Origin of the sequence: Pirellula sp. SH-Sr6A, from assembly GCF_001610875.1 — a bacterium.
In the GTDB taxonomy this organism is placed as follows: domain Bacteria; phylum Planctomycetota; class Planctomycetia; order Pirellulales; family Pirellulaceae; genus JBKCUI01.
The window spans coordinates 843,093-863,572 of sequence record NZ_CP011272.1 but is presented as its reverse complement, the minus strand read 5'-3'; the positions used below and the strand labels follow the sequence as shown (position 1 = coordinate 863,572).

The window sequence follows — 20,480 nt, the reverse complement described above, 5'->3', positions numbered from 1 at the left end:
GGGAGTTGGGCCCATTCGCGGGGTAAGATCATGTGGTCTCAAGTGCGATTGGCGCCATGCTGCGCGGGCTTCGAACCATAATTTCTGCGACTATGCGCCTATCCGAAAACCATGAACCGCTCTGGGAATAGACGCGGTTTCCGAAGGTTTTCGGATAGTCTCTAATTGAGACCCATGCTGGGCTGGCAGTGGGCGAGCATGCGGGGCGCAGGGGGTAGTGGATACGGAATTGGTGACGAAGACGGGGCCTATCTGGCAAGCAATTGTCGAAGGGCATCTTCGACTTCGTCGGGGGCTTCTTCCATAACGTAATGCCCCACATCGCTTAATTCGGTTCGGGTCGCTAGGGGAAATGCTCGCAGCAATCGCGTCATGCACCCAGGAACGAAACACCAATCTTTCATTCCCCAGACGAAATGAATTGGTTTGTCGGCCAATACCTGCAGTTCTTGTTCCAGCTTTTTCAATACCGCATACGTCGGATGGCTTGGGTGCATCGGTATGTCATGAACAAACCGATCGATCGCCACGCGATTCTTATAAGAATCGTACGGTGCTAAAAGGCCAGCACGGGTGGCAGGAGCAAGCCGCGGCAATCGATCGATTGCCATCCAAGTGGCCGCTCGTGCGAATAGATTTCCGTATCGCATCGCGGCAGTTCCAATCCAAGGCCATCTGCATGCGGCGATACGGAAAGGTATGTAAGGGGGAGGGAATGCTGCCGTGTTCAGGATCAAGATCTTGGCGAACCGATCTGGCCGCTGCACGGCGGCACCAAGGCCAATCGCTCCACCCCAATCGTGAACGACTAAGACCAAATCCTGCAGATCCAGTCTGTCGAGGAACTGCACGAGATTGGATGTGTGTTGGGATAAGGTGTACGGGTAATCCTGCGGTTTATCGCTCCATCCACAACCGATATGATCGATTGCCAGGACTCGGTTGCTCTCGCGAAATCGCGATGCGATGGAGCGGTAATAGAACGACCAAGTCGGATTGCCGTGGACTGCAAGGATGGTAGACCCGTTCTCGGCCGCATGCCTCTTCGTATCCGGGCCTTCGTCCAGATAGTGCATACGCATCCCATCCGGTAGCGTCAGCCAGTGGGATACGAACGGGTACTCCGATCGCCAATCAGGATGCGACATGCTTGAATGGATTCTTCGTTACGTGGGTGTCGCGTGTTTGACTCGCGTCGACCGGATATCTTCGTACGTTCGGAGCGAGTAAGGAACTTGCACGTAGTCCAAGACCTTGCAAAACGCGCGGAGTGCGATGCCGAATCCGTCTGGGCCGCTGAAGCCGCCGAACTGACCGCCACCTTTGACGTGGGGCTCCAAGTCGAAGAACAAGCCGGGAATCCCGCGTTGTGCCAAACGGGCTTCGATTTCGGTGTGTGACCGCTTGATGTCTCGCAGGATCGCTTCGTGCCCCGAGTCCCCTTCATCGGCTGGAACAAATGCAGCGAGGGACTCTTCGTCGACGTGATCCGTCTTTTCTGCGGGGCGGCAGTAGTCTTTGATGTGGACCCACCCGAGCCCATCTTTCATGGCCAAGTATTCTTCGAAGACTTGATCGGTCGACATTCCTTGGCAAACCAAATTGGCGCCATCGAAAATGAGAACCATGGCAGGGTGGTGAACCCCTTCGTAGATCTTTTGCAGTAGTCGGCCCGACTGGCCGATCAAGTTCGCTTCGACTTCGAGGCCGAAGGTGAGACCGTGCTTGTCACATTGCGAGGCGATCGCCCCAAGTTGGTCGATGGCCTGCGTGAGATGGCGTTCTGGATCTGTGCCACGAGGATGGTAGAACGAGAAACCACGAATCAGTTTGGTACCGAATTGGTTCGCCAAATCGCAAGCGCGTTGGACATCTTTCTCCAAGTACTCGGCGAAGGGAACGAATCGGTTGCTGGTTCCATCGTCGACATCGAGCAATTTCACTTTGCCGATCGGGGAGCCGATCGAGGAGACCTGAAGCCCGTACTCCTGCTGCTTTGCAATAACCTTTTCGATCGATGCCGGGGATAGCATCATGACGTTTTGGATGCCTTCACCGGCGTCGATGAAACGGAGCGTGAAGTACTTGAGGCCCATGGCGGCGAAGGCGCAGAACTGTTGTTCGACGGTCTTGTCGTTGGCGGCTTCGTCGGCAAATCCGCTGAGGAGGATCGGTTTCATCGCTGAGTACTTTGAGCAAGGGAGGATGGAGGCGGAACCAGGGAGGAGGGAAACCTAGCGTTAGGCTTTTTGATTGTGTGTGACGGTGATGATCGAGCTGATGCCACCTCGCGGACCCCACTTGCTTTCGAGGGTGACGGTTCGCGGTTGGACGACGTTGACAAAGTCATCGAGGATGCGATTGGTGATGTTCTCGTAGAAGATACCTTCGTTGCGGAACTTTTGCAGGTAGAGCTTCAAACTCTTGAGTTCGACGCACTTTTGATCAGGGACATAGCGGAAGGTCAAAACGCCGAAATCGGGTTGTCCCGTTTTGGGGCACATCGACGTAAACTCTGGGCAAACGATCTCGATAAGGTAATCGCGATCCGGAAAAGAATTGTCAAAGCACTCAAGTTCGTCTTGAAAAGGGGTTCCTGGCACTGTCTCAACTCCTGGTGGTGAATGGATGCAGATATTCTGCTAAATTGGAGGGGACTTAACAGGGCTAATTCCCTTTCCCGTCGGAAATATCTATCCCCGCTAGTTGCTTGATAGGCTTGGGCATCTTCCGGCGTTCCCCTCTCGATCAGGTCGTATTGAAGTGGTCAGGATTTCGGAGATTTTTCATAGCATCCAGGGCGAGGGAAAGCTCTCGGGAACCCCGAGCGTCTTTGTCCGGACGAGCGGCTGCAATCTGCGATGTTGGTTCTGCGACACACGCTACGCATCGTGGGAGCCCGAGGGGGACACCCTTTCGGTTTCCAGCATCCTCGATCGGGTCGATGCGTTTCCCTGTGATCATGTCGTCATCACCGGAGGCGAGCCGGCGATCTTCGACGAAATTGGAGAAGTGGTGCAGAGTTGCAAGGCGAGACGAAAGCACGTAACGATTGAGACAGCTGGAACTGTCGATCGCGACTGGGATTGCGATCTCTGGTCTATCAGCCCCAAACTGAGCAACTCCACGCCGATCGGCATGGCGAGCGATGAATGGGTTCGCAACCACGACCTGAGACGGCATGCCCCGCAGGTTGTCGAAAGCCTAATGGAATCCAGTCTGAATCGACAAGCTGACTACCAACTCAAGTTTGTGGTGGGATCCATCTTGGATGCCGAAGAAGTGCTTGAGTATTTAGGTGAACTGCACGCATGGGATCGGGACCGCGTGATGATGATGCCGCGGGGGACCACTGCAGAAGAACTGCAACTTCATAGCACTTGGTTGCCTAGCTGGTGCCGAACGCATGGGGTTCGTTATTGCGACAGACAGCATATCTATTGGTTCGGCAATACACGAGGGACGTGAGACGAGGAGTTGCCTCAGGGGTAGTTGCGTTGTTTGATCACACCGCCGATGACTTCGTGGACCGGCTCGATCACGATGAAGGCTTGGGAGTCGACTTCCTTCACGATGTTCCGTAATCGGGTGAGTTCTAATCGTGTCACCACGCAGTAGAGGATGTTTTGTTCGGTCGCTGTGTAGCCTCCGATCCCCTTCAAAATGGTGACACCACGTCCCAACTGGGACAGGATCATGGCTCTCACCTTTTCACTTTGGCTCGATACAATCATGACGCCGTTGTACGACTCAATACCGTGCAGCAGGAAGTCGATCGTTTTTGACGCCGCAAAATAAGTTAACACCGAGTAAAGTGCGGGTTCCGTTCCTACAAAAAGAGCCGCCGCCAGAAAAATCGCGACGTTCAAAATCAAAATCACTTCGCCGACCGTGGCCGCCATCCGTTTGCTGAGAATGAGTGCCAAGATTTCCGTTCCGTCGGTAACTCCGCCTCCTCGCATAGCTAAACCAACTCCTGCACCGACGAAGATACCTCCAAAGACCGAGGCCAATAGCAGATCGTTGGTCAATACGGGAAAGGGGATGATGAGGAGCCATAATGCTGCCGCGACGATCGCCACTGCGGTCTTGATGGTGAACTCTCGGCTGATGTGACGGTAGCCGATGATGACGAAGGGCAGATTTACAATCACCAGCCAGAACGCCAATGGCAAACCCACGAAGTTGGCGAGGAGCATGGAAATACCTGTGACTCCGCCATCGATGAACTGATTGGGCAACAAGAAGCTTGCGATTCCCCAGTCTGAAATCAAAGTGCCTAAGAGGAGAAGGAGCAGGTTTTTTGCAAGCTTCATAGTGATGATGGATGAAATAAGAGTTCAGAATCGAGCCATGATACCGACAAAAAAGCATCGATGGACAGTTGAGTTCGTTGGCAACGGTATGGAATTGCTAGGGACGTGCCGTCGAGGCCGTCAAAGGCTTCGAAACGACGCGACAGTTCCGGCAATGACCGAAATGACTCTTCCGCTGGGCTCTGCAATCTTCAACGCACCCGAGCCGTCGATACCGAGACACAGCCCCTCGATATGGGTGTGATTCGAGAGGGTGACAGCGTTTTCCACCGTCACCCACATGCGATCCAGCAGGCTCCATTCGGGCCATAGATCTAATAAGAGCGTTTGGTTCTCGGCTCGGTTCATCTCCCATTCGCTCCACGCCGATAAAAATTGGGTTAGGATCGATTCGGGGGATGTGTCGGAGGCGAGGCGATTCGGTCGGCATTGGTGGAGACTGATCGCAGTCTGCCGAATCGGCTCAGGAGCCGATTCGAACGAAACCGAGCAATTGATCCCGACGCCGACGATTGCCACCGACGAACTCTGAATGACATCGATCAAAACGCCACAAAGCTTGCGGCCGTCGATGTAGACATCGTTCGGCCACTTGACCTGCGGCCTTGAAAAACATCCAGGTGCAATGGTCCGAGCGATCACCATTCCCACCTCGAGCGGAAGAAGGGAAGATGCTTTCGGATCGAATGGAATTGCCATGGAGAACATCAAGCAACCGTCGGGAGAAAACCATCGATTGCCTCCTCGCCCTACGCCCCCCGTCTGCCGGTCCGCGACCAGAATGGCAGGTGGCATAATGGACGCGTTTCGCAGTTCCTCCGCCAACTGTTTATTGGTCGATTCGGTTTCCGCGAGCCATCGAATACTGGTAAACCAGTTCATCGCTTCGATATCCGCCAGAGCGCTGGCTCGGCGGACGGAGGAAATCGCGTCCATGAAATCCCTAGTCAAGTAAGAATGAAAAGCGAATTATGGCTGTTTGTCAGGAGCAACGACTTGAACGGGCTCTCGGATTCGTAGCCAATCTTTCCAATGGGATTCCTGCTCATCGGTTGGCTTCGCGACGCGCTGCAGCGTCCAGCTTTGCGCCGGTTGAACGCCGAGCTTGAGCTTGATCGGCAGCAGTTTTCCGCGTCGGGCCATTGTGCATTCTACAATGGTTCCGGCTTCGTAGAGCGACACTCGCTCGGTCAGGTTTTCCGCACCGACGCGATAGCCATCGATAGCCAGGAGTTCATCTCCTACATTGATGCCCGCTTGCGCGGCGGGGCTATCTTTTGCCACTTTGTCAACGATTGCTTTTCCCTGTTGATTGCTCACATCCATACCATGGAAAGGAGGTAGCGGTTTGTCTTTCGCTTCTGCTGATTCCTTGGCTTTCCATTCTAGGCCATACCAGCTCAAGAAGGTCGTAAAGTCTGGTTCCTCCGTGGTTTCAATCGATCGGTGAAACCACTCCGAGAGATCCTTCCCGCTGGTAGCATTTGCCGCTCGCAAAACGTCCGCGGTCGTGTAGCCAGACTGCAGGTGTTCTTTCCAGAGCATTCGCATCACGTCGTCGAGCGACTTTTGATTTTGGGTCGCCGATCGAATCTCGGCATCGAGGAGCATGGCGACGATACTTCCTTTGGTGTAGTAGCTGACGCGGCTGTTAATGGCATTTTCGTCAGGACGGTAGAACTTGATCCAAGTGTCAAAGCTGCTTTCGCTGAGCGGCTGGATCAATCGGCCTGGCGCCGATTGAACGCCCGATATCCCTTTGCTAATGCGTTCCAAGTAATCTTTCGGGCTGCAAAGTCCGCTTCTTGCTAGAAGCAAGTCATCGTAATAGCTGGTCACCCCTTCGGCGACCCACAGCTCGCGTGTGTATTGTTCACCTTCGAAGTCATATTTCATAAGGACTTTTGGGCGAAGTCGGCGGACATTCCAGGTATGGAAGAATTCGTGGGAGACGAGCCCTAGCCAATCGGTGTACTTTGCTTTTTGCTTCATGGCCCAGCGGCTGGTCATGAGGACGGTGCTGTTGTCATGTTCCAATCCTCCCCCTGACTCGGTGGCCAAGTTGAGAAACCAATACTCGCGATAGGGGACGACTCCCCAAAAGGCTTGTTCGGTTTCAACGATCTTCTTGACGTCTTCCGCTGCCTTCGCGGTGTTCCAAAGGCCGTCGGTACCGATTGTGGCCAGATGGTGCTTTGCCCCTCCCGCTTCAAACGATTGGATGTCGATATCCCCGATGAGGATGGGGCTATCGACGAGTTCATCAAAACTCTCTGCCACGCGAGTCCAAACGTCTTCATCCACTTTGGCAAGGCTGGTTGCGACGTTCGGCCAATGAGGGAGCGATTCGATTCGAACCAAGTGTTTTCGATCCAAACGATCGACGGGGGTGAGAAACGTAGCCGCACCGGTAAGGAATGCGAAGTCGCGTTCAATCCAATTCGTCCGGACCCCGAGTTCTCGGCAGTAGAGCGAATAACGCACCGCAACTTCGGAAACCCCTTTGGTGGTGACAACCCAACGGTTCTTCGTCGATTTCTCCATTACCAAGGGATGGTTTGTCACGCCATCGCGAGCTTGGATCGTCTCGATTTGGCGTGCGTACTCGCGAACCAAATAGCTACCGGGCGTCCAAACCGGCATCATCAGTTCGATGGAGTCCGCCCCCTCCGCCGGCACGGTGACTTCGACGTCGCAGCGATGATTCTCAGCTTGTCGAAAGGAGACGCGATATTGGACGGGGGCCAAGTTTTTTTCTGGCATAGTTTCAGCAACGCTTGAGTGCGTGAGCAGGAACAGAAGTGTAAGAGGCAAAAAGTTGGCAATTCGTGGACCGAGCATCTCAGAGTCGTTTCGTTGATTGGGAGCTAACGAGAGGCACGCTCAGTATAATTGCCATCGGTATAAATGCAGCCGGTATCCATGCCCTCGGTGAATAGGGTGAGGCGTTTGAGAGAGCAATGGCAATTACGATTCCACAATCATGGATTCGAGTGGAACGGCGGACTTTCCCACGGTTAAGAGCGAACGGTAGATATCTTCTTGCTCCAGCGTCCCGCTGAGCGGGATGGCCGTGCAGAGGGAACGGTTGCCCACCGCGAGGGTCCCGAAATCGGCGAGACCTAGAAGATCAGCCGGTTCCCTGGTTGCCATCGCGATGATTTCTTCGCCTGAAATTCCTGGGTAATTCAGCATCGTCTGCATTTCACTCCAAACGGAGAGGTCGGGGTTGGATGCACGCGAGTCGGTTCCCACAAGATGTCTTACACCCCTTCGCAATCGTTCCGCCAACGGGTAATTCTGAGTAGACCGGTCCGGATGGAAGTGCCGGTAGGTGCGAGGGCAATGAGCGATCGCGACATGGTTTCTATGGGCAGAGAGGTTCGTGAGGAGTGACTCGTCGAGGTAATTACCATGCGCGATGATTCCGAGCCAAGCCTCGAGCATCGCGTCCACATAGTCCTGCATCGTCGAGGATTGACGCGCGAAAGCTTGATCACGAAAGCGCCCAAGCGCTGATTCGATCGGTTCGGCGCGTTCGGCAAGCCATTCCATTTCTTCCCGCGACTCCGCAAGGTGCATGGAAACGAGGCCATGATTGGATTGCGACCATGCGGTCCAATTTCGGACCAAGTTCCGCGATGCCGTGTAGGGGGCGTGCGGAGAGATCGCCAATCGAGGCATAATGGATGACGAGGAAGTTGGACTCGATTGCCGATTTTTAGGCTCACCCATTTGTTCATGAACGCGTCGTGCAAACGCAATCGTTTCATCTCCCCTTGATTGATGGATATCGAGGGTTTCCGGAATGGGGACGACATAGAACCTCGAGAGGCCGGTCAAGGCATGGCGGAGAATCCCCACCTCGGGAGAGCTGGCTAATTCTTGTGGTATCGAAGGCGATTGAATCCAGTCGGGCGACCAAGGAGCCGTGATCGTATCGAACAGGATGCGCGTTCCGGACCGATAGCTTTCCTCGATTCCGCGGGCTACCGCCATTCGTCGACGTTCGATGGATTCTTCCCCGTTCGCTTGTGCCCGGTGTCTTACGACCGACTGAATCCATGCGATGAAGGAACCGTGGAATTCGATCGGATTTGCCATGTCGCTGAATTCAAGATGGCAGTGCGCGTTGATGAGTCCTGGAAGGAGTGCCGTGTTAGGGAGTTTCCGGATAGGGACCGATTGAAAGCGGGGTGGGAGTTCCCGGCCGAGAAACTCAATGACTCCTTCGTGAGCGACGAGCCATCCATTGGGTATTGGAGTCGAGGTCAACGAGAAGATCCAGTCCGCATGAATCGCGATGGTGGACATTCGCTTATTCGCTTTCGTCAATAACATGGAGGGTGTCGAATCGCAGTCGGCTGTTCATAATGGATCCATACGAGATCCGCAATGCGGCGCTACGAAGTGACCACAGACGCAAATGATGGCACGGGCAGAATTGAGGGAACGGAAAGATGCGCGAATTGCTCATTGTCGAAGGCGAATCGGCGGCCAATGCAATCCGACGCTGCCCACTTCCCCAGGGGACGTCGATATTGTGTTTGCAGGGCAAGCCACCGAATGTGAAAGGTCTTTCAACTTTGGCAGTTCAGTCGAATCCGTTTTTGCAAGGAATTGTCTTGGAGATCAGCGAGGGGTGGGAAGAAGTCAATCGAGCGATTGGGAAACGCTATGATCAAATCGGCATGGTGATGGATCCCGACGCGGATGGGATGCATTGCAGTTTGTTACTCCTTTGGTTTTTTCACCAGTTCATGCCAGATTGGTTGCGAGGGGGGCATATCTTCCAACTGATGTTGCCTCGTTTCGAAATAAGAGTCCATGGCGATACGCTTTGTCATTACGCGTTCACCGAGGCGGGGGCGGAGCGGATGGCCAATCAGCTGCGAACGACGCGGCTTCCGGGCCAAGTCCGCATTGCCAAGGTCCGCGGAACGGCGGCCCTTCCAGCCGACTTGCTGGAAAACTATTGCTTGCATTCGTCACGTCGAAAGAAAGTGGTGTTAACACCGGAGGACGCAACGCTCGGATGGAATCGATCTTGACAAATTGCTGTCGTTTTGAGATTCGAATCGATGGGACTGTCCATCTTCCTTTCCGGTCGCGCGATATGCTGCGTCCTTATTCCCTTCGAGTGATTGCGTATGCCGCTGTCTCGAAATCATCGCCAGGATCGTCGACGACGAGTGATGCTCGATTCGCTGGCTCAAGATACGGAGCTTGCAGTTGAGAACGTCCGAGCGCGTCGGCGGGCGAAGTCGCGTTCAGCGGACGACAACGAGGACGAGAATTACGATCGCACCTATCGCGATCCCGGGTATAGCCAAGCGGTCCGATCCGCGTGTCAGCAGCGGCTGGTGCAGTTCATTCCCGTTCGCAGAGGAACCGTAGCGATTCTCTTGACCGGGCTGTGGCTCGTGTATGGACTGTTGCTTTTCACGCACTATTGGATCCACACGTCGATTTCGGCACCTGCAACGGCCGCATTGACGAATCTCCCGATCGGGTATTTGTTTCATCTCCGTTCCCCGCATGGAATTGCGCATTGGCTCACCAGCCAGCTTTGGCTTTTGACTTCGCTGGCGAGCTGGATGATTTTCAATCTCCGCCGTCACAAGCTAGATGACTATCGGGCGAAGTATCGCATTTGGGTGTTCATAGCGTTGGCGGCGTTGTTCTCCAGCTTCGATGCTTCGACATCGGTCCTTCAACTGATCGGTATGAGCATGGATGGATGGGCGCGCAAGGAGATTGGGTATGGTGGGTGGCCGTTGGTTCTCGCGTCCTTTGCATCGTTGATCGGTGTTCTCGGCATTCGATTGAGCAGCGAGTTGCGAAGTGTGCCGAGCAGTGTGACGAGTTGGATATTTGGCTTGATTGCTTGGGCGGTTTCTGCGTTGTTAGGGACAGGGCTTTTGAAAGTCGCTATGCCGCCTCAGCAGCTCGATTTGCTGGTGGGTGGCCTCTGGTTAGGGGGCATCCTGGCTGTGTTTCAATCGGCAGCCATGTATTTGCGCACGACCTACATTCAAGCGCAAAAGCGATTTCTCCAACGCCAAGGCTGCGAGCTTGGTCCAATACGATGGAAGGTACCGGCGCTCAAGCTACCCCGTCGCCAAAGAGATGAGACAGTCGAAGCGGGCGAATCCGAAGTCGTATCCACCAAGCGAAGGAAGAAACCGCAAGCCGAGTTACCCGATCCAGACGTCGAGCAAGACGTGCCATCTCGCCGCAGTTGGAAATTCTGGCGTCGTCGACGTGATGATGGACAAGAAGATCTGGCCGAAGATGAAGGTCAGGAACGATCCGCCTCGAGCGAAATGGAAAGTGCTCCGCAAGGGCGCAGATTGTTTGGTTGGATCCCCAATCGCCAGGTTCGAAACGAAGAGCTTGAATACGAACCGATTGCCGAAGATGACGGGGGAGAGGTCGACACCGGAATTACGAAAACATCTGGCTGGTTCGGGATCGGTGGCAACAAACGGGCGGACCGAGAAGCGAGGCGTTCCGGGAAAGAAGCCAAGCGCGCGAACAGGGCTGAACGCGACAATGCCAGTCGAGATAATGGCCATCGAGACGATCCGAATGCTGAGCCTCTTTCGAAGAAGAGGGGATCATGGTGGGGCCGAAAGGGACCGACGTCTCATCCCGAGGATCGAGGTCATGGGGGAGGCGACGGCGAAACATCCGGTGCACCTGCCAAGCGAAAGTGGCTGCCAACTCTACCATCGATCCCCAAGGTTTCGCTTCGCAAATCGGGAGCCAAAGAATCGGGAGAAAGCCAAGACCATAACCAGCCAGCTCGCGGCGGTCTGTTTCGGCGGAACCGAAGTGAGGATCCAGGATCCGTGGAAGCTGATGCACCGAACAAGTCACTGCGCCGGAAAGAGAAGGCAGAGGGCCGCGCTGAGCCCAAAGAAAAGAAATCGTGGCTCGGTATGTTCGATGGCCTGGCGTTGAAACCGCCGAAGGCTAGGAATGACGACGAGTCCGTTCGCGACTTGCCTCCGTCCACTTCTCCAAAACCAAACTCGGGACCGACACCGGTCAAAACGGGGGCTGCTGTACCAAGCACACGTGACTACGACGACGAGGACGACTCCGGTGCGAGACCGATGAGCAAAGCCGAACGCAAGCGATTGCGGCGTCAACAAGATGACAGGCGAGCCGCTTAAAGGCCGAGCCTCTGCGGGAGAGTGGCTAGGGGTTCGCCGATTCGCTGCTCCCAAGTTGCAAAGCACGTCGTAGAGAGCCATCTGCCTGGCGAAGAAGTTCCCGGGCTCTGTCGGGTGGAGCATTGCATTGGCTGGCAACGATCGCCACTTTCACTTCACCGTTGCACCGATCGAGCAGAATGGAAGCTGCATGGGAATCAAGCTGTGTTAGGGCTGAAACGATCCGAATGCTCCGCGCCTTGAGTTTGATATTGGTCGCTCTGAGGTCGACCATCCAGTTCCCATACGTTTTGCCGAGGCGGATCATGGTGCCGGTTGTGAGCATGTTGAGAACCATTTTCGTAGCCGTGCCCGATTTCAATCGTGTCGATCCGCTGATGACTTCGGGACCGACGACTGGGGCGATGACGAAATCGCAATGTCGCTCCAACGCCGATTCGGGATTGCAAGTGAATCCGATGCATATCGCCCCGAGCGATCGAGCGTACTGCAGACCACCCACGACATAGGGTGTGCGGCCGCTCGTTGCGATCCCAACCAGAACATCCCCGGAATCGAAGTGATGTTTCTGTAGATCCGCGGCAGCCGCGTTTTCATCGTCCTCCGCGCCTTCGACTGCGGTTGTCAATGCCGTGGAGCCCCCGGCGATAATCCCGACGACTTGCTCAGGGCGTGTATTGAATGTCGGAGGACATTCGGAAGCATCGAGCACACCGAGCCTGCCCGACGTTCCAGCCCCGATATAGAACAGCCTACCACCTCGCTTCATTCGATCGGCGATCAAGTCAACCGCCTTGGCGATCGCGGCAGATTCTTTCTCGACGGCCTCGGCGCAACGGCGATCTTCCTGATTCATCAGTTGGACAATTTCCAAACTGGAGAGGGTGTCGATGGCGATCGAAGCGGGATTGGTTTGTTCCGTGGTAAGGTGGCCGATTTCCATTGTAGAATCCCATTAAAAACCAAATTGGTCTATCATAGATGCCGCGACGCACATGGTATCGCAATGATCGTTCCGCTGCAGGATGGGGCCAGACTATCAGAAGCCATTCAACCTGGGAATCGTCGATTCCGCAACTCAGACCTTTCACTCATTCAATTCCAATGCAAACCAGACATAAACGGATTCAACTCCCCCTTTTCTGTTGGGTTGCGATCACGCTCGCCAGCGTGACCGGATGGACGCTCCCTGCCCGTGCCGTCTTCGCAACCGAAACGCGTCAGTTATCCGAGTCCGCTACAAAACGCGTGGAAGAACTCGTGGCTATCGCTATCGCAGACAAGAAAATGCCTGGCTGCGTGATCGGCGTCGGAGACTCGAAAGGGTTGTTTTTCCTTCACGCTTACGGTAACAAGCGGACGGAACCTACTCCCGAGCCGATGACCGTGGATACGGTGTTCGATATGGCGTCGATTACCAAACCTGTTGCAACCGGCTCGAGCATAATGAAGTTGATCGAACAGGGGAAACTGAGACCTCAAGACAAAGTGGTGGACTTCTTTCCCGATTTTGGAGTGAAGGACAAAGACGAGATTACCATTCTGGACCTTTTGGTGCACCGAAGTGGTCTGATCCCAGACAATGCGCTCGCCGATTATAAAAGTGGCCCGGAGGTGGCTTGGCAGAAGATTTGCGATCTGCCTCTGACCGCACCCGTTGGGACGGCCTTCAAATACTCCGATGTGAACTTCATTGTTCTCGGGAAGGTTGTCGAGAAGCTAAGTGGTAAAGATTTGAATCAATTCGTCCGATCCGAAGTCTTCGAACCGTGCGGGATGCAAGAATCCGGGTTCCTTCCCCCGGAGCCGCTTAAACAGAGAGCTGCACCGACGGAAAAGCGAAACGAAGTTTGGATCCAAGGTGAGGTGCATGATCCTCGCGCGTACGAGTTGGGGGGCATCGCCGGCCATGCGGGCCTTTTTTCAACTGCCGAGGATATCAGTCAATACGCACAGATGGTTCTCAATAGCGGGCGAGCGACGCGAAGGGATGGAAGCGTCCAGCAAGTCTTCGCGCCTGGCACGCTTCGGTTGATGGGACGTGGTGTTCCTGTGCCAGGCGGCATACGAGGTCTGTCGTGGGATAAGCAGACGGGATTCTCGACGAACAAGGGGAATCTGCTGAGTTCGGATGCGATTGGTCATGGTGGTTTCACGGGTACAGTACTTTGGATTGATCCAGCCCAAGACCTGTTCTTTGTTTTCTTAAGCAATCGCGTTCATCCGGATGGGAAGGGGCTGGTTAATCCGCTTTCAGGAAAACTGCTCAATGTGGTTGCATCGGACTTGGCTCGCGCGACTAGGATCTCGAAGGACCAGCATGTCTTGAGCGGCCTCGATTGCTTGGAGCGGGATGGGTTTCGCGCCTTAGATGGGCGAAAAGTGGGATTGATTACGAACCACACCGCGAGGACGCGGAGCAAAGTGGGCATTGTCAAACTTTTTGCGGAGGCGAAGAATTTTCAATTGGCCTCCTTGTTTTCGCCTGAGCATGGATTCGAGGGAAAACTCGACATCTCTAAAGTGGGTGACAGTCAGGACGCATCGACGGGATTGAAGATTTATAGTCTGTATGGTGAGACGAGGCGTCCCACTCCTGCGATGCTCGAGTCAGTCGATACTCTTGTGTTCGACATTCAAGACATCGGCGCAAGGTTTTATACTTACATCTCCACCATGGGGGAGGCGATGCGGGCAGCTTCGGAAAACAAGAAGCGATTTGTCGTACTGGATCGCCCCAATCCGATCAACGGTGTCGATGTCGCTGGGCCGATGTTGGACGACAAGCTGGAATCGTTTGTCGCGTACCACAAGCTCCCTGTTCGGCATGGCATGTCCGTGGGCGAAATCGCAAAGATGTTGAAAGCGGAATTGAATTTAGAATTGGATCTGGTGGTGGTGCCTTGCGAGGGATGGGAACGGTCCATGTATTACGAATCCACTGGGATTCCTTGGATCAACCCTTCTCCCAATATGCGTTCCTTGAACCAAGCGTTGTTGTATCCCGGAATTGGATTGTTGGAGACGACCAATATCTCTGTCGGTAGAGGGACCGATACACCGTTCGAATGGATCGGTGCACCTTGGATGCGAGCATCTGAATTAGCCGCGGAACTCAATCGCGTCGGTTTGCCTGGCGTCGTTTTTTTGCCAGTTGAGTTTACCCCGGACAGCAGCAAATTTGCGAAAGAGCTCTGCCAAGGCATTCAGATCGATGTTATCGATCGAAGTGCGTTTCAGCCGGTCCAAACGGGCTTGATGATCGCCGTTCAGCTCCGAAAACTGCACCCGAAAGACTGGGAAACAAAGAGTCTGAATCGGCTTCTCGGTAACAAAGCGATGGAGCAAGCGATTCTGGATGGAAAGGATTGGGAAGAGATGGAAAAGATTTACCTGGATGGAATGTCCGAGTTCTTGAAGCGTCGCGAAGCCTTTTTGTTGTATCGATAGTGCCCGTATGACAGTTTCATCGCAACGCGTCAGACCTTCTCGAATCGCAATAGGTATCGTGGGTTTATTTTGCACGCTCGGATGTGACAATCATATGCCCAATCCGGTCCCGTCGCCCGAGGTACCCGCCCGTCCTCTCCTCGCTGTAGGGGGCCGTGCACCTCGATTGCAAGTGGAGCACTGGCTAACCGACGGAATGGGGCGACTGCCGGTGGATACCGTTTTCGAACCGGGAAGGGTGTATGTAGTAGAGTTTTGGTCCACGACCTGCGGGCCTTGCTTTCAGACGATTCCCCATCTGGCGGATTTGCAGACGAAGTATCAGTCATCGGGGGTTCGCGTGATAGGCATCACGACCGAACCACCTGAGCTCGTTAAGCCCTTCTTAGAGCGGGAGATTCAACGTTCGGATGGACGTACCTTCCGGCTTGGCGACGTGGCGAAGGCATACAATCTCGGATCGGATACCGATGGCTCCGTCGATACGGACTATATGATGGCTTCAGGGCAAATTGCCATTCCGGTTGCATTTGTTGTTGGGAAGCAAGGCTTGATCGAATGGATCGGACCTCCCTTGGATTTGGACGGTCCCCTTGCCGCAGCCGTTGCGGAACAGTGAGATCGCCATCACTTCACTTATTCGTAAGTTTTCCTGCAGTTTGAATCCAAACACTTATCACTTCCACTCAAAGTCCTAATGACCTCTCTACCGATTGCTGTCCTCATTTCTGGCGGGGGAACCACCCTTAAAAACTTGATCGATCTGCAACAACAGAATCGATTGCCCGTCGAGTTTCGACTGGTTATCAGTTCGCGTGCGGATGCTGGGGGATTGAAGTTTGCTAGCGACGCAGGGATACCTGCTCGAGTCGTATCCAAACGGAAGGGCCAGTCACCAGAAAAGCATTCCGAACAAGTATTTGCACCGATTCGAGAAAGCGGTTCCCAGTTGGTGGTGATGGGGGGGTATTTGCAGCATGTGTTGATACCGTCCGACTTCGAGAATCGTGTGATCAATATCCATCCATCTTTGATTCCTTCGTTTTGCGGGCAAGGTATGTATGGGCTGAAGGTTCATCAGGCAGCGATCGATTTTGGAGTTCGGATCACAGGATGTACCGTGCATTTTGTCGATAATGAATATGATCACGGGCCGATTTTGCTCCAGAGGGCATGCGAAGTCCTCGAGGACGACACCGCCGAGTCGTTGCAGAAGCGAGTCTTTGGGGTAGAACGCGAGGCCTTGCCGGAGGCGATACGGATCTTGGCAACAAAGTGGGGCTATAGCGGATGAGTTCGTGTGCGCGCCCTCACCTCCGTTTTTTGAACGGCATCCCATTTTGCCGCGTGTTGTTCTTTTGGGGTTGGGTCGCTGTGACTGGCGTCGCGTTGGGGCAATCGCCGATCGATCGTTCCAAGTGGCTTTCCATGGCGCCGGGAGAGTATGTTCGACTGATCCAGGCGGGCAATGTTTCCATACAAGCGAGCGATGCGCTTTTGCTGCAGAAGGATAAAGTTGGGGCGACGGAATTCAAGCTTCAAATCGGCTATCGGTATACCTATACGATCGTAGAAGTGGAAGAGCAGGAAGGGACTCAGCTGGCACGCATACGCGTGATGTACCAACGACCCAAATTTCGGATTACTCACGTTATTCATGTTGAGTCCGACTTCTCTCCACCGGATCCTTGGTCAAGTCGCTTGATAAAGCACGAAATGGATCACTTGGCAGTCAGTACTGATCCTCGCGTGCGAGCTATTGTCGACGGTGTATTGGGTGCGACAACGTCGTACGAATTCCGTTGGGAACAATCCGCTGCACCGACCGATAAACAGATCCGCGAGGAGATCAATCGATCCAGCGTCGAGCGCATCGCTGACATCGAGAAGATAATTCAGCTTGCATACGATCAATTGGATGATCGAAGCGTGCAGGGCAATAGAAATATCGATTCCCGAGGAGAGTTTTTTCAGAATTTGTATACGGGACGATGGCTTCAGGAAGCGAACCTCAAAACGTTTCGCACGTACGCGGCTGGAGAGTTGGAGACGTGGGGGAATAGCATCCCGGTATCCAAACTGGAAATGCATTACCGAGAATCATGGCAGGAGCGTTGATAGGACCCAGCGTCCAAAAGATAGGGAGTTCAACGGCGGACCATGCCAGGGCGACAGTCGAACGTCAGTCGTCTTGGAATCGATAGCCGACACCGCGTACTGTCTCGATAGCGTTGGCTTTTTCGCCTACTTTCTTGCGAATGGCTCTTATGTGGACATCGATGGTCCGTTCCAAAACGAGAGTGTCTTCGCCGAGTGCGGAGTCGATAAGTTCGCAGCGTTCGAAGGCGCGGCCTGGCTGCCTCATCAACGTGTCGAGCAGTCGAAATTCGCTTTTCGTTAATTCGACAGGCTGCTCATCCACAGTAGCTCGGTATTTGCGGCGATCGAGCGTGATGCCTCGACGCGTGACGATGTCGTTGTCATCCAGGAGGGCGAGGGATTTGCGACGCAGCAGCGATTTGATCCGTTCGAGAAGGACACGCACGCTGAAAGGTTTGGTCACATAGTCATCCGCGCCTACGGAGAAGCCGATGAGTTGATCGCTTTCCTCGGATTTGGCCGTTAGCAGGATGACATTGAGTTTGGCCGTTTCGGGATTGGCGCGAAGTCTGCGGCAGACTTCGACTCCATCGATCACCGGTAGCATCACGTCCAACAGGATAACGTCTGGGAGTCTGAGTTGGGCTTGATTCAATCCATCTCGACCGTCGAACGCTTTGAAGACTTCGTAGCCAGCTTTGTCGAGGTTGTAGAGAAGAACTTCGGAGAGAGCTCGATCGTCTTCAACAACCAGTACTTTCGTTCTTGGCATAAGTCTTCCAAAAGAGTGGGGGAGCTACGACCCGCTTCCGGAGTTCGGGGAGATTCCAGAATGGATGGAAAATTGACGGTGACGGACGATGACGCCGTTGACCATGTAAATAATGTCTTCGGCGATACTGACCGCATGGTCTGCGATCTGTTCCAGGTGACGTGAAGCCGAGAAGCAGTGCATCGCTGCCGCGATCAATCCCCTGTCGGATGACATCAAGGTGTTGAGAACATCGATCACTTCGACATTCTTTGCGTCGACTTTTTCATCCTCCAGGATGACTCGATAGGCCGCATCGATATCGCGATTGACGAATGCGTCGAGACTACGACGCACCATGGAGTTCGTCATCGAGGCCATTTGTTCGATCCCAGCAGGAATCGGGAATTCGGGAAATGCGCAGAGGCTGTCTGCGCGCTGCGCGATATTGCATGCCAAGTCGGCAATCCGCTCCAGATCGTTGTTGATCTTCATCATGGTCGTGATGCGGCGAAGATCGGCCGCAACCGGTTGGTGTAGTGCGAGCATCTTGAGGCACTCCTCCTCGATGCGTACTTCCACGCGATCGATCTCGTTATCGTGCTCGATGACTTCGGCGGCCAGCGAACCGCGGCGTTCGACGAGCGATTGGACCGACTTGCCAATCATCTCTTCTACGCTGCCGGAGAGTCGAAGGAGCGAGTTGTGGGCTTCGTTGAGGTCTTGGCTGAGGTGGAGTGACATATGCGATTGCTTTCAATGGGCGAGATCGTAGCGACTCAAGATGAAGAAATGATGAAGATAAGATGAAGAGCGTATTCTATTCTGCTTCGTCGCGGACGCGGATTTCTAATTTCCAGGCGTCTGGATTTCGAGTGCTTTTGCACGCGAGTTCCAATGTTCCGAGTTCGGTTACTTTGGCGTGAAATCGGACAGGCACGAGGCCTTGGGTTTCGGATGCCGGCAATTCGGTTTCCATGGGCGATGTTTCGAGCAACTCCTCGTCATCCCAATGTCGAAGAAGTGTTCCGGGGCGGTCCTCGGAGCGTGATGTGCTGGAGAAAAATCGGAAACGCGCTTTGCGTCCCGTGCGGAGCCCGACCTCTTTGCTTTGGATATCGCATTCGGTCCCCTCTTCCATTCCTTGCGGAACGACGCACAGGGCATGAAGAGGTCGAGGCATTCCGGGGATAGCGGGGCCGGACGATTCGATCCCGATGTAATAGCTCCTAGCGGTTCCTCCGCGGATTCGAATCCCGCCGTGTGATTTGGCCCATCCATAGTATGCTGCCCCGCAAGCGACGGCTTGGTCCAGTTCCTCGATTCCACCGAGAACCTGCGGACCTTGGAGCGAGTCCGTACCCGACGAGTCGTTGGAATCGGATTGCCAGCTACGGATGGTTTCAATCAATCGTTGGCGGAATGCCTCGGAGTTGAAAACGCCCCCGTTGAACAGAAGGTGAGAGACCGATTGTTGATCGGAATTTCGAAGGTGGTCGTCGAGAAAGCTTGCGATGTGGCGTGTGATGGCGGAGTCCGGTTCGAAAGGGAGGCCAATTTCCTGAAAACCCGTATCGGTGTCTTGGAGGGCGCGTTCTCCTTTGCCGACTTTTGGAAAGAAGCCGTCGACGAGTGTGGCCTCGACGATCGAGCGCTCCAGATCGATCGAAACGGTTCCCCCGATCAGTTTGCTGCCACGACCAAGAACATTGAGTGGGAAACTGGCTGGTGCATTCGGTTTGAGGAGCGCCTCTTTCGCTAGTCGGCACGAATGCCATAGCGAAATGGATTGCCATGCGTTTAGTTTCGTACCTTTAGCTGCGAACAGTTGCGAGGCCACATGAGCAAGCGTTAGGTCCATGTTGTCCCCGCCTACGAGCAAGTGATTGCCGACTGCCACTCGCTTCAATTGAAGTTCTCCTGCCTCCTCGACGACTTCGACCAATGTCAAGTCGGTTGTTCCGCCTCCCACGTCGCAAACGAGAAGTGTGTCATGCTTCCTTAGTTGTTTTCTCCACTGGTTTCCATGGGCAAGAATCCAATTGTAAAGGGCCGCTTGAGGCTCTTCGAGGAATACAAACGCTTCAGGGAATCCGGCTGCGAGGGCCGCCATTTTGGTCAGTTCGCGAGCGTCGAGGTCAAAGGAAGCGGGGACTGTCAGAACGATGTGTTGGTCTTGGAAAGGAGCGTCGGGGAATTGGAGATGCCACGCATCGATCAAATGGGTGAGATACGCCGTCGTCGCATCGACGGGCGAGATTTTGGAATCGGGATCCTCCGATCCCCAAGGTAGTAGGGGTGCGTTGCGATCGACGTCTCGGTGACAGAGCCAACTTTTTGCCGCAGCAACGCAATGGTCTGGTTGTTCGCTCGCAATGCGGCGAGCGTATTCGCCCACCACACCAAACGGGGATCGAAAGCCCGATATTTGGAGCGACTCGTCAATCGGTCCGCGTGTGCGTAGAAGAAACGACGGGAGTGAGAGTCGACGTTCCACCGTTCCTGGTGCGACGACTTGCGGGATGGGGAGGACTGCCACCATCGCATCGGGTTCATCCAGGGGGGCGAACGCAACGACAGAGTTGGTCGTTCCAAGATCGATTCCAATGCAAAACTGTGCTGCCATGCCGTAGGACCTTATGGGGTGGTATAGTCAAATTGCCCGGTAGTCAAATTGCCCGG

18 protein-coding genes are annotated in these 20,480 nt (G+C 54.3%); 7 read left to right on the top strand and 11 right to left on the bottom strand.

Translation table 11 applies throughout. The features are described from left to right. Positions 1-248: 248 nt before the first annotated feature. The 3 genes from VN12_RS03215 to queF are packed head-to-tail and all read right to left on the bottom strand — an operon-like array spanning position 249 to position 2,603. Complete coding sequence (locus VN12_RS03215; protein ID WP_146675477.1) at positions 249-1,148, bottom strand: alpha/beta fold hydrolase; 900 nt, start codon at positions 1,146-1,148, stop codon at positions 249-251. 18 nt (positions 1,149-1,166) lie between these two features. Continuing rightward, entirely contained in the window at positions 1,167-2,180 is a 1,014-nt protein-coding gene (locus VN12_RS03210) for a sugar phosphate isomerase/epimerase family protein (RefSeq protein ID WP_146675476.1), read from the bottom strand. 60 nt (positions 2,181-2,240) lie between these two features. After that, the gene (gene queF, locus VN12_RS03205) at positions 2,241-2,603 is read right to left on the bottom strand and encodes a preQ(1) synthase (protein ID WP_146675475.1); all 363 of its coding nucleotides are present in this window, start codon (positions 2,601-2,603) and stop codon (positions 2,241-2,243) included. Positions 2,604-2,763: 160 nt separating this feature from the next. On the opposite strand from queF, the gene VN12_RS03200 reads away from it, so the two are divergent. After that, entirely contained in the window at positions 2,764-3,468 is a 705-nt protein-coding gene (locus VN12_RS03200) for a 7-carboxy-7-deazaguanine synthase QueE (RefSeq protein WP_146675474.1), read from the top strand. Positions 3,469-3,482: 14 nt separating this feature from the next. Here the strand turns inward: VN12_RS03200 and VN12_RS03195 are convergent, their stop codons facing one another. The 4 genes from VN12_RS03195 to VN12_RS03180 form a co-directional block, all read right to left on the bottom strand. Next, complete coding sequence (locus VN12_RS03195) at positions 3,483-4,316, bottom strand: YitT family protein (RefSeq protein WP_146675473.1); 834 nt, start codon at positions 4,314-4,316, stop codon at positions 3,483-3,485. Positions 4,317-4,436: 120 nt separating this feature from the next. After that, the gene (locus tag VN12_RS03190; protein ID WP_146675472.1) at positions 4,437-5,252 is read right to left on the bottom strand and encodes a biotin--[acetyl-CoA-carboxylase] ligase; all 816 of its coding nucleotides are present in this window, start codon (positions 5,250-5,252) and stop codon (positions 4,437-4,439) included. Between the two features lie 33 nt (positions 5,253-5,285). Continuing rightward, the gene (locus tag VN12_RS03185) at positions 5,286-7,079 is read right to left on the bottom strand and encodes a M61 family metallopeptidase (protein WP_168164188.1); all 1,794 of its coding nucleotides are present in this window, start codon (positions 7,077-7,079) and stop codon (positions 5,286-5,288) included. A 204-nt stretch (positions 7,080-7,283) separates the two neighbouring features. Next, positions 7,284-8,630 (bottom strand): amidohydrolase family protein, encoded by a 1,347-nt coding sequence (locus tag VN12_RS03180; RefSeq protein WP_168164187.1) that lies wholly within the window; start codon positions 8,628-8,630, stop codon positions 7,284-7,286. 146 nt (positions 8,631-8,776) lie between these two features. On the opposite strand from VN12_RS03180, the gene VN12_RS03175 reads away from it, so the two are divergent. Continuing rightward, positions 8,777-9,367: a toprim domain-containing protein gene (locus VN12_RS03175; RefSeq protein WP_146675469.1), complete on the top strand. Its 591-nt coding sequence runs from the start codon at positions 8,777-8,779 to the stop codon at positions 9,365-9,367. A gap of 99 nt (positions 9,368-9,466) precedes the next feature. Continuing rightward, positions 9,467-11,497, top strand: a complete 2,031-nt coding sequence (locus VN12_RS03170; protein ID WP_146675468.1) for a hypothetical protein — start codon at positions 9,467-9,469, stop codon at positions 11,495-11,497. Positions 11,498-11,522: 25 nt separating this feature from the next. Here VN12_RS03170 and murQ read toward each other — a convergent pair whose 3' ends face one another. After that, entirely contained in the window at positions 11,523-12,440 is a 918-nt protein-coding gene (murQ, locus tag VN12_RS03165; protein WP_146675467.1) for an N-acetylmuramic acid 6-phosphate etherase, read from the bottom strand. A gap of 161 nt (positions 12,441-12,601) precedes the next feature. Between murQ and VN12_RS03160 the strand changes: the two genes are divergently transcribed. The 4 genes from VN12_RS03160 (at position 12,602) to VN12_RS03145 (ending at position 17,065) form a co-directional block, all read left to right on the top strand. Next, positions 12,602-14,947, top strand: a complete 2,346-nt coding sequence (locus tag VN12_RS03160) for an exo-beta-N-acetylmuramidase NamZ domain-containing protein (RefSeq protein WP_168164186.1) — start codon at positions 12,602-12,604, stop codon at positions 14,945-14,947. A gap of 94 nt (positions 14,948-15,041) precedes the next feature. Then, entirely contained in the window at positions 15,042-15,566 is a 525-nt protein-coding gene (locus VN12_RS03155) for a peroxiredoxin family protein (RefSeq protein ID WP_168164185.1), read from the top strand. A gap of 78 nt (positions 15,567-15,644) precedes the next feature. Next, positions 15,645-16,241 (top strand): phosphoribosylglycinamide formyltransferase, encoded by a 597-nt coding sequence (gene purN, locus VN12_RS03150; protein WP_146675464.1) that lies wholly within the window; start codon positions 15,645-15,647, stop codon positions 16,239-16,241. Positions 16,242-16,294: 53 nt separating this feature from the next. Then, on the top strand, positions 16,295-17,065 hold the full coding sequence (locus VN12_RS03145) for a hypothetical protein (RefSeq protein ID WP_168164184.1): 771 nt from the start codon (positions 16,295-16,297) through the stop codon (positions 17,063-17,065). Positions 17,066-17,129: 64 nt separating this feature from the next. On the opposite strand, the gene VN12_RS03140 is transcribed toward VN12_RS03145, so the two are convergent. From VN12_RS03140 to VN12_RS03130, 3 genes are all read right to left on the bottom strand, one after another. After that, positions 17,130-17,819 carry a response regulator gene (locus VN12_RS03140; RefSeq protein ID WP_146675462.1) on the bottom strand — a complete coding sequence of 230 codons (690 nt, stop codon included), beginning with the start codon at positions 17,817-17,819 and terminating at the stop codon, positions 17,130-17,132. 24 nt (positions 17,820-17,843) lie between these two features. After that, positions 17,844-18,542 (bottom strand): phosphate signaling complex protein PhoU, encoded by a 699-nt coding sequence (gene phoU, locus VN12_RS03135; RefSeq protein WP_146675461.1) that lies wholly within the window; start codon positions 18,540-18,542, stop codon positions 17,844-17,846. 76 nt (positions 18,543-18,618) lie between these two features. Further along, on the bottom strand, positions 18,619-20,424 hold the full coding sequence (locus VN12_RS03130) for an Hsp70 family protein (protein WP_146675460.1): 1,806 nt from the start codon (positions 20,422-20,424) through the stop codon (positions 18,619-18,621). Between the last annotated feature and the right edge of the window lie 56 nt (positions 20,425-20,480).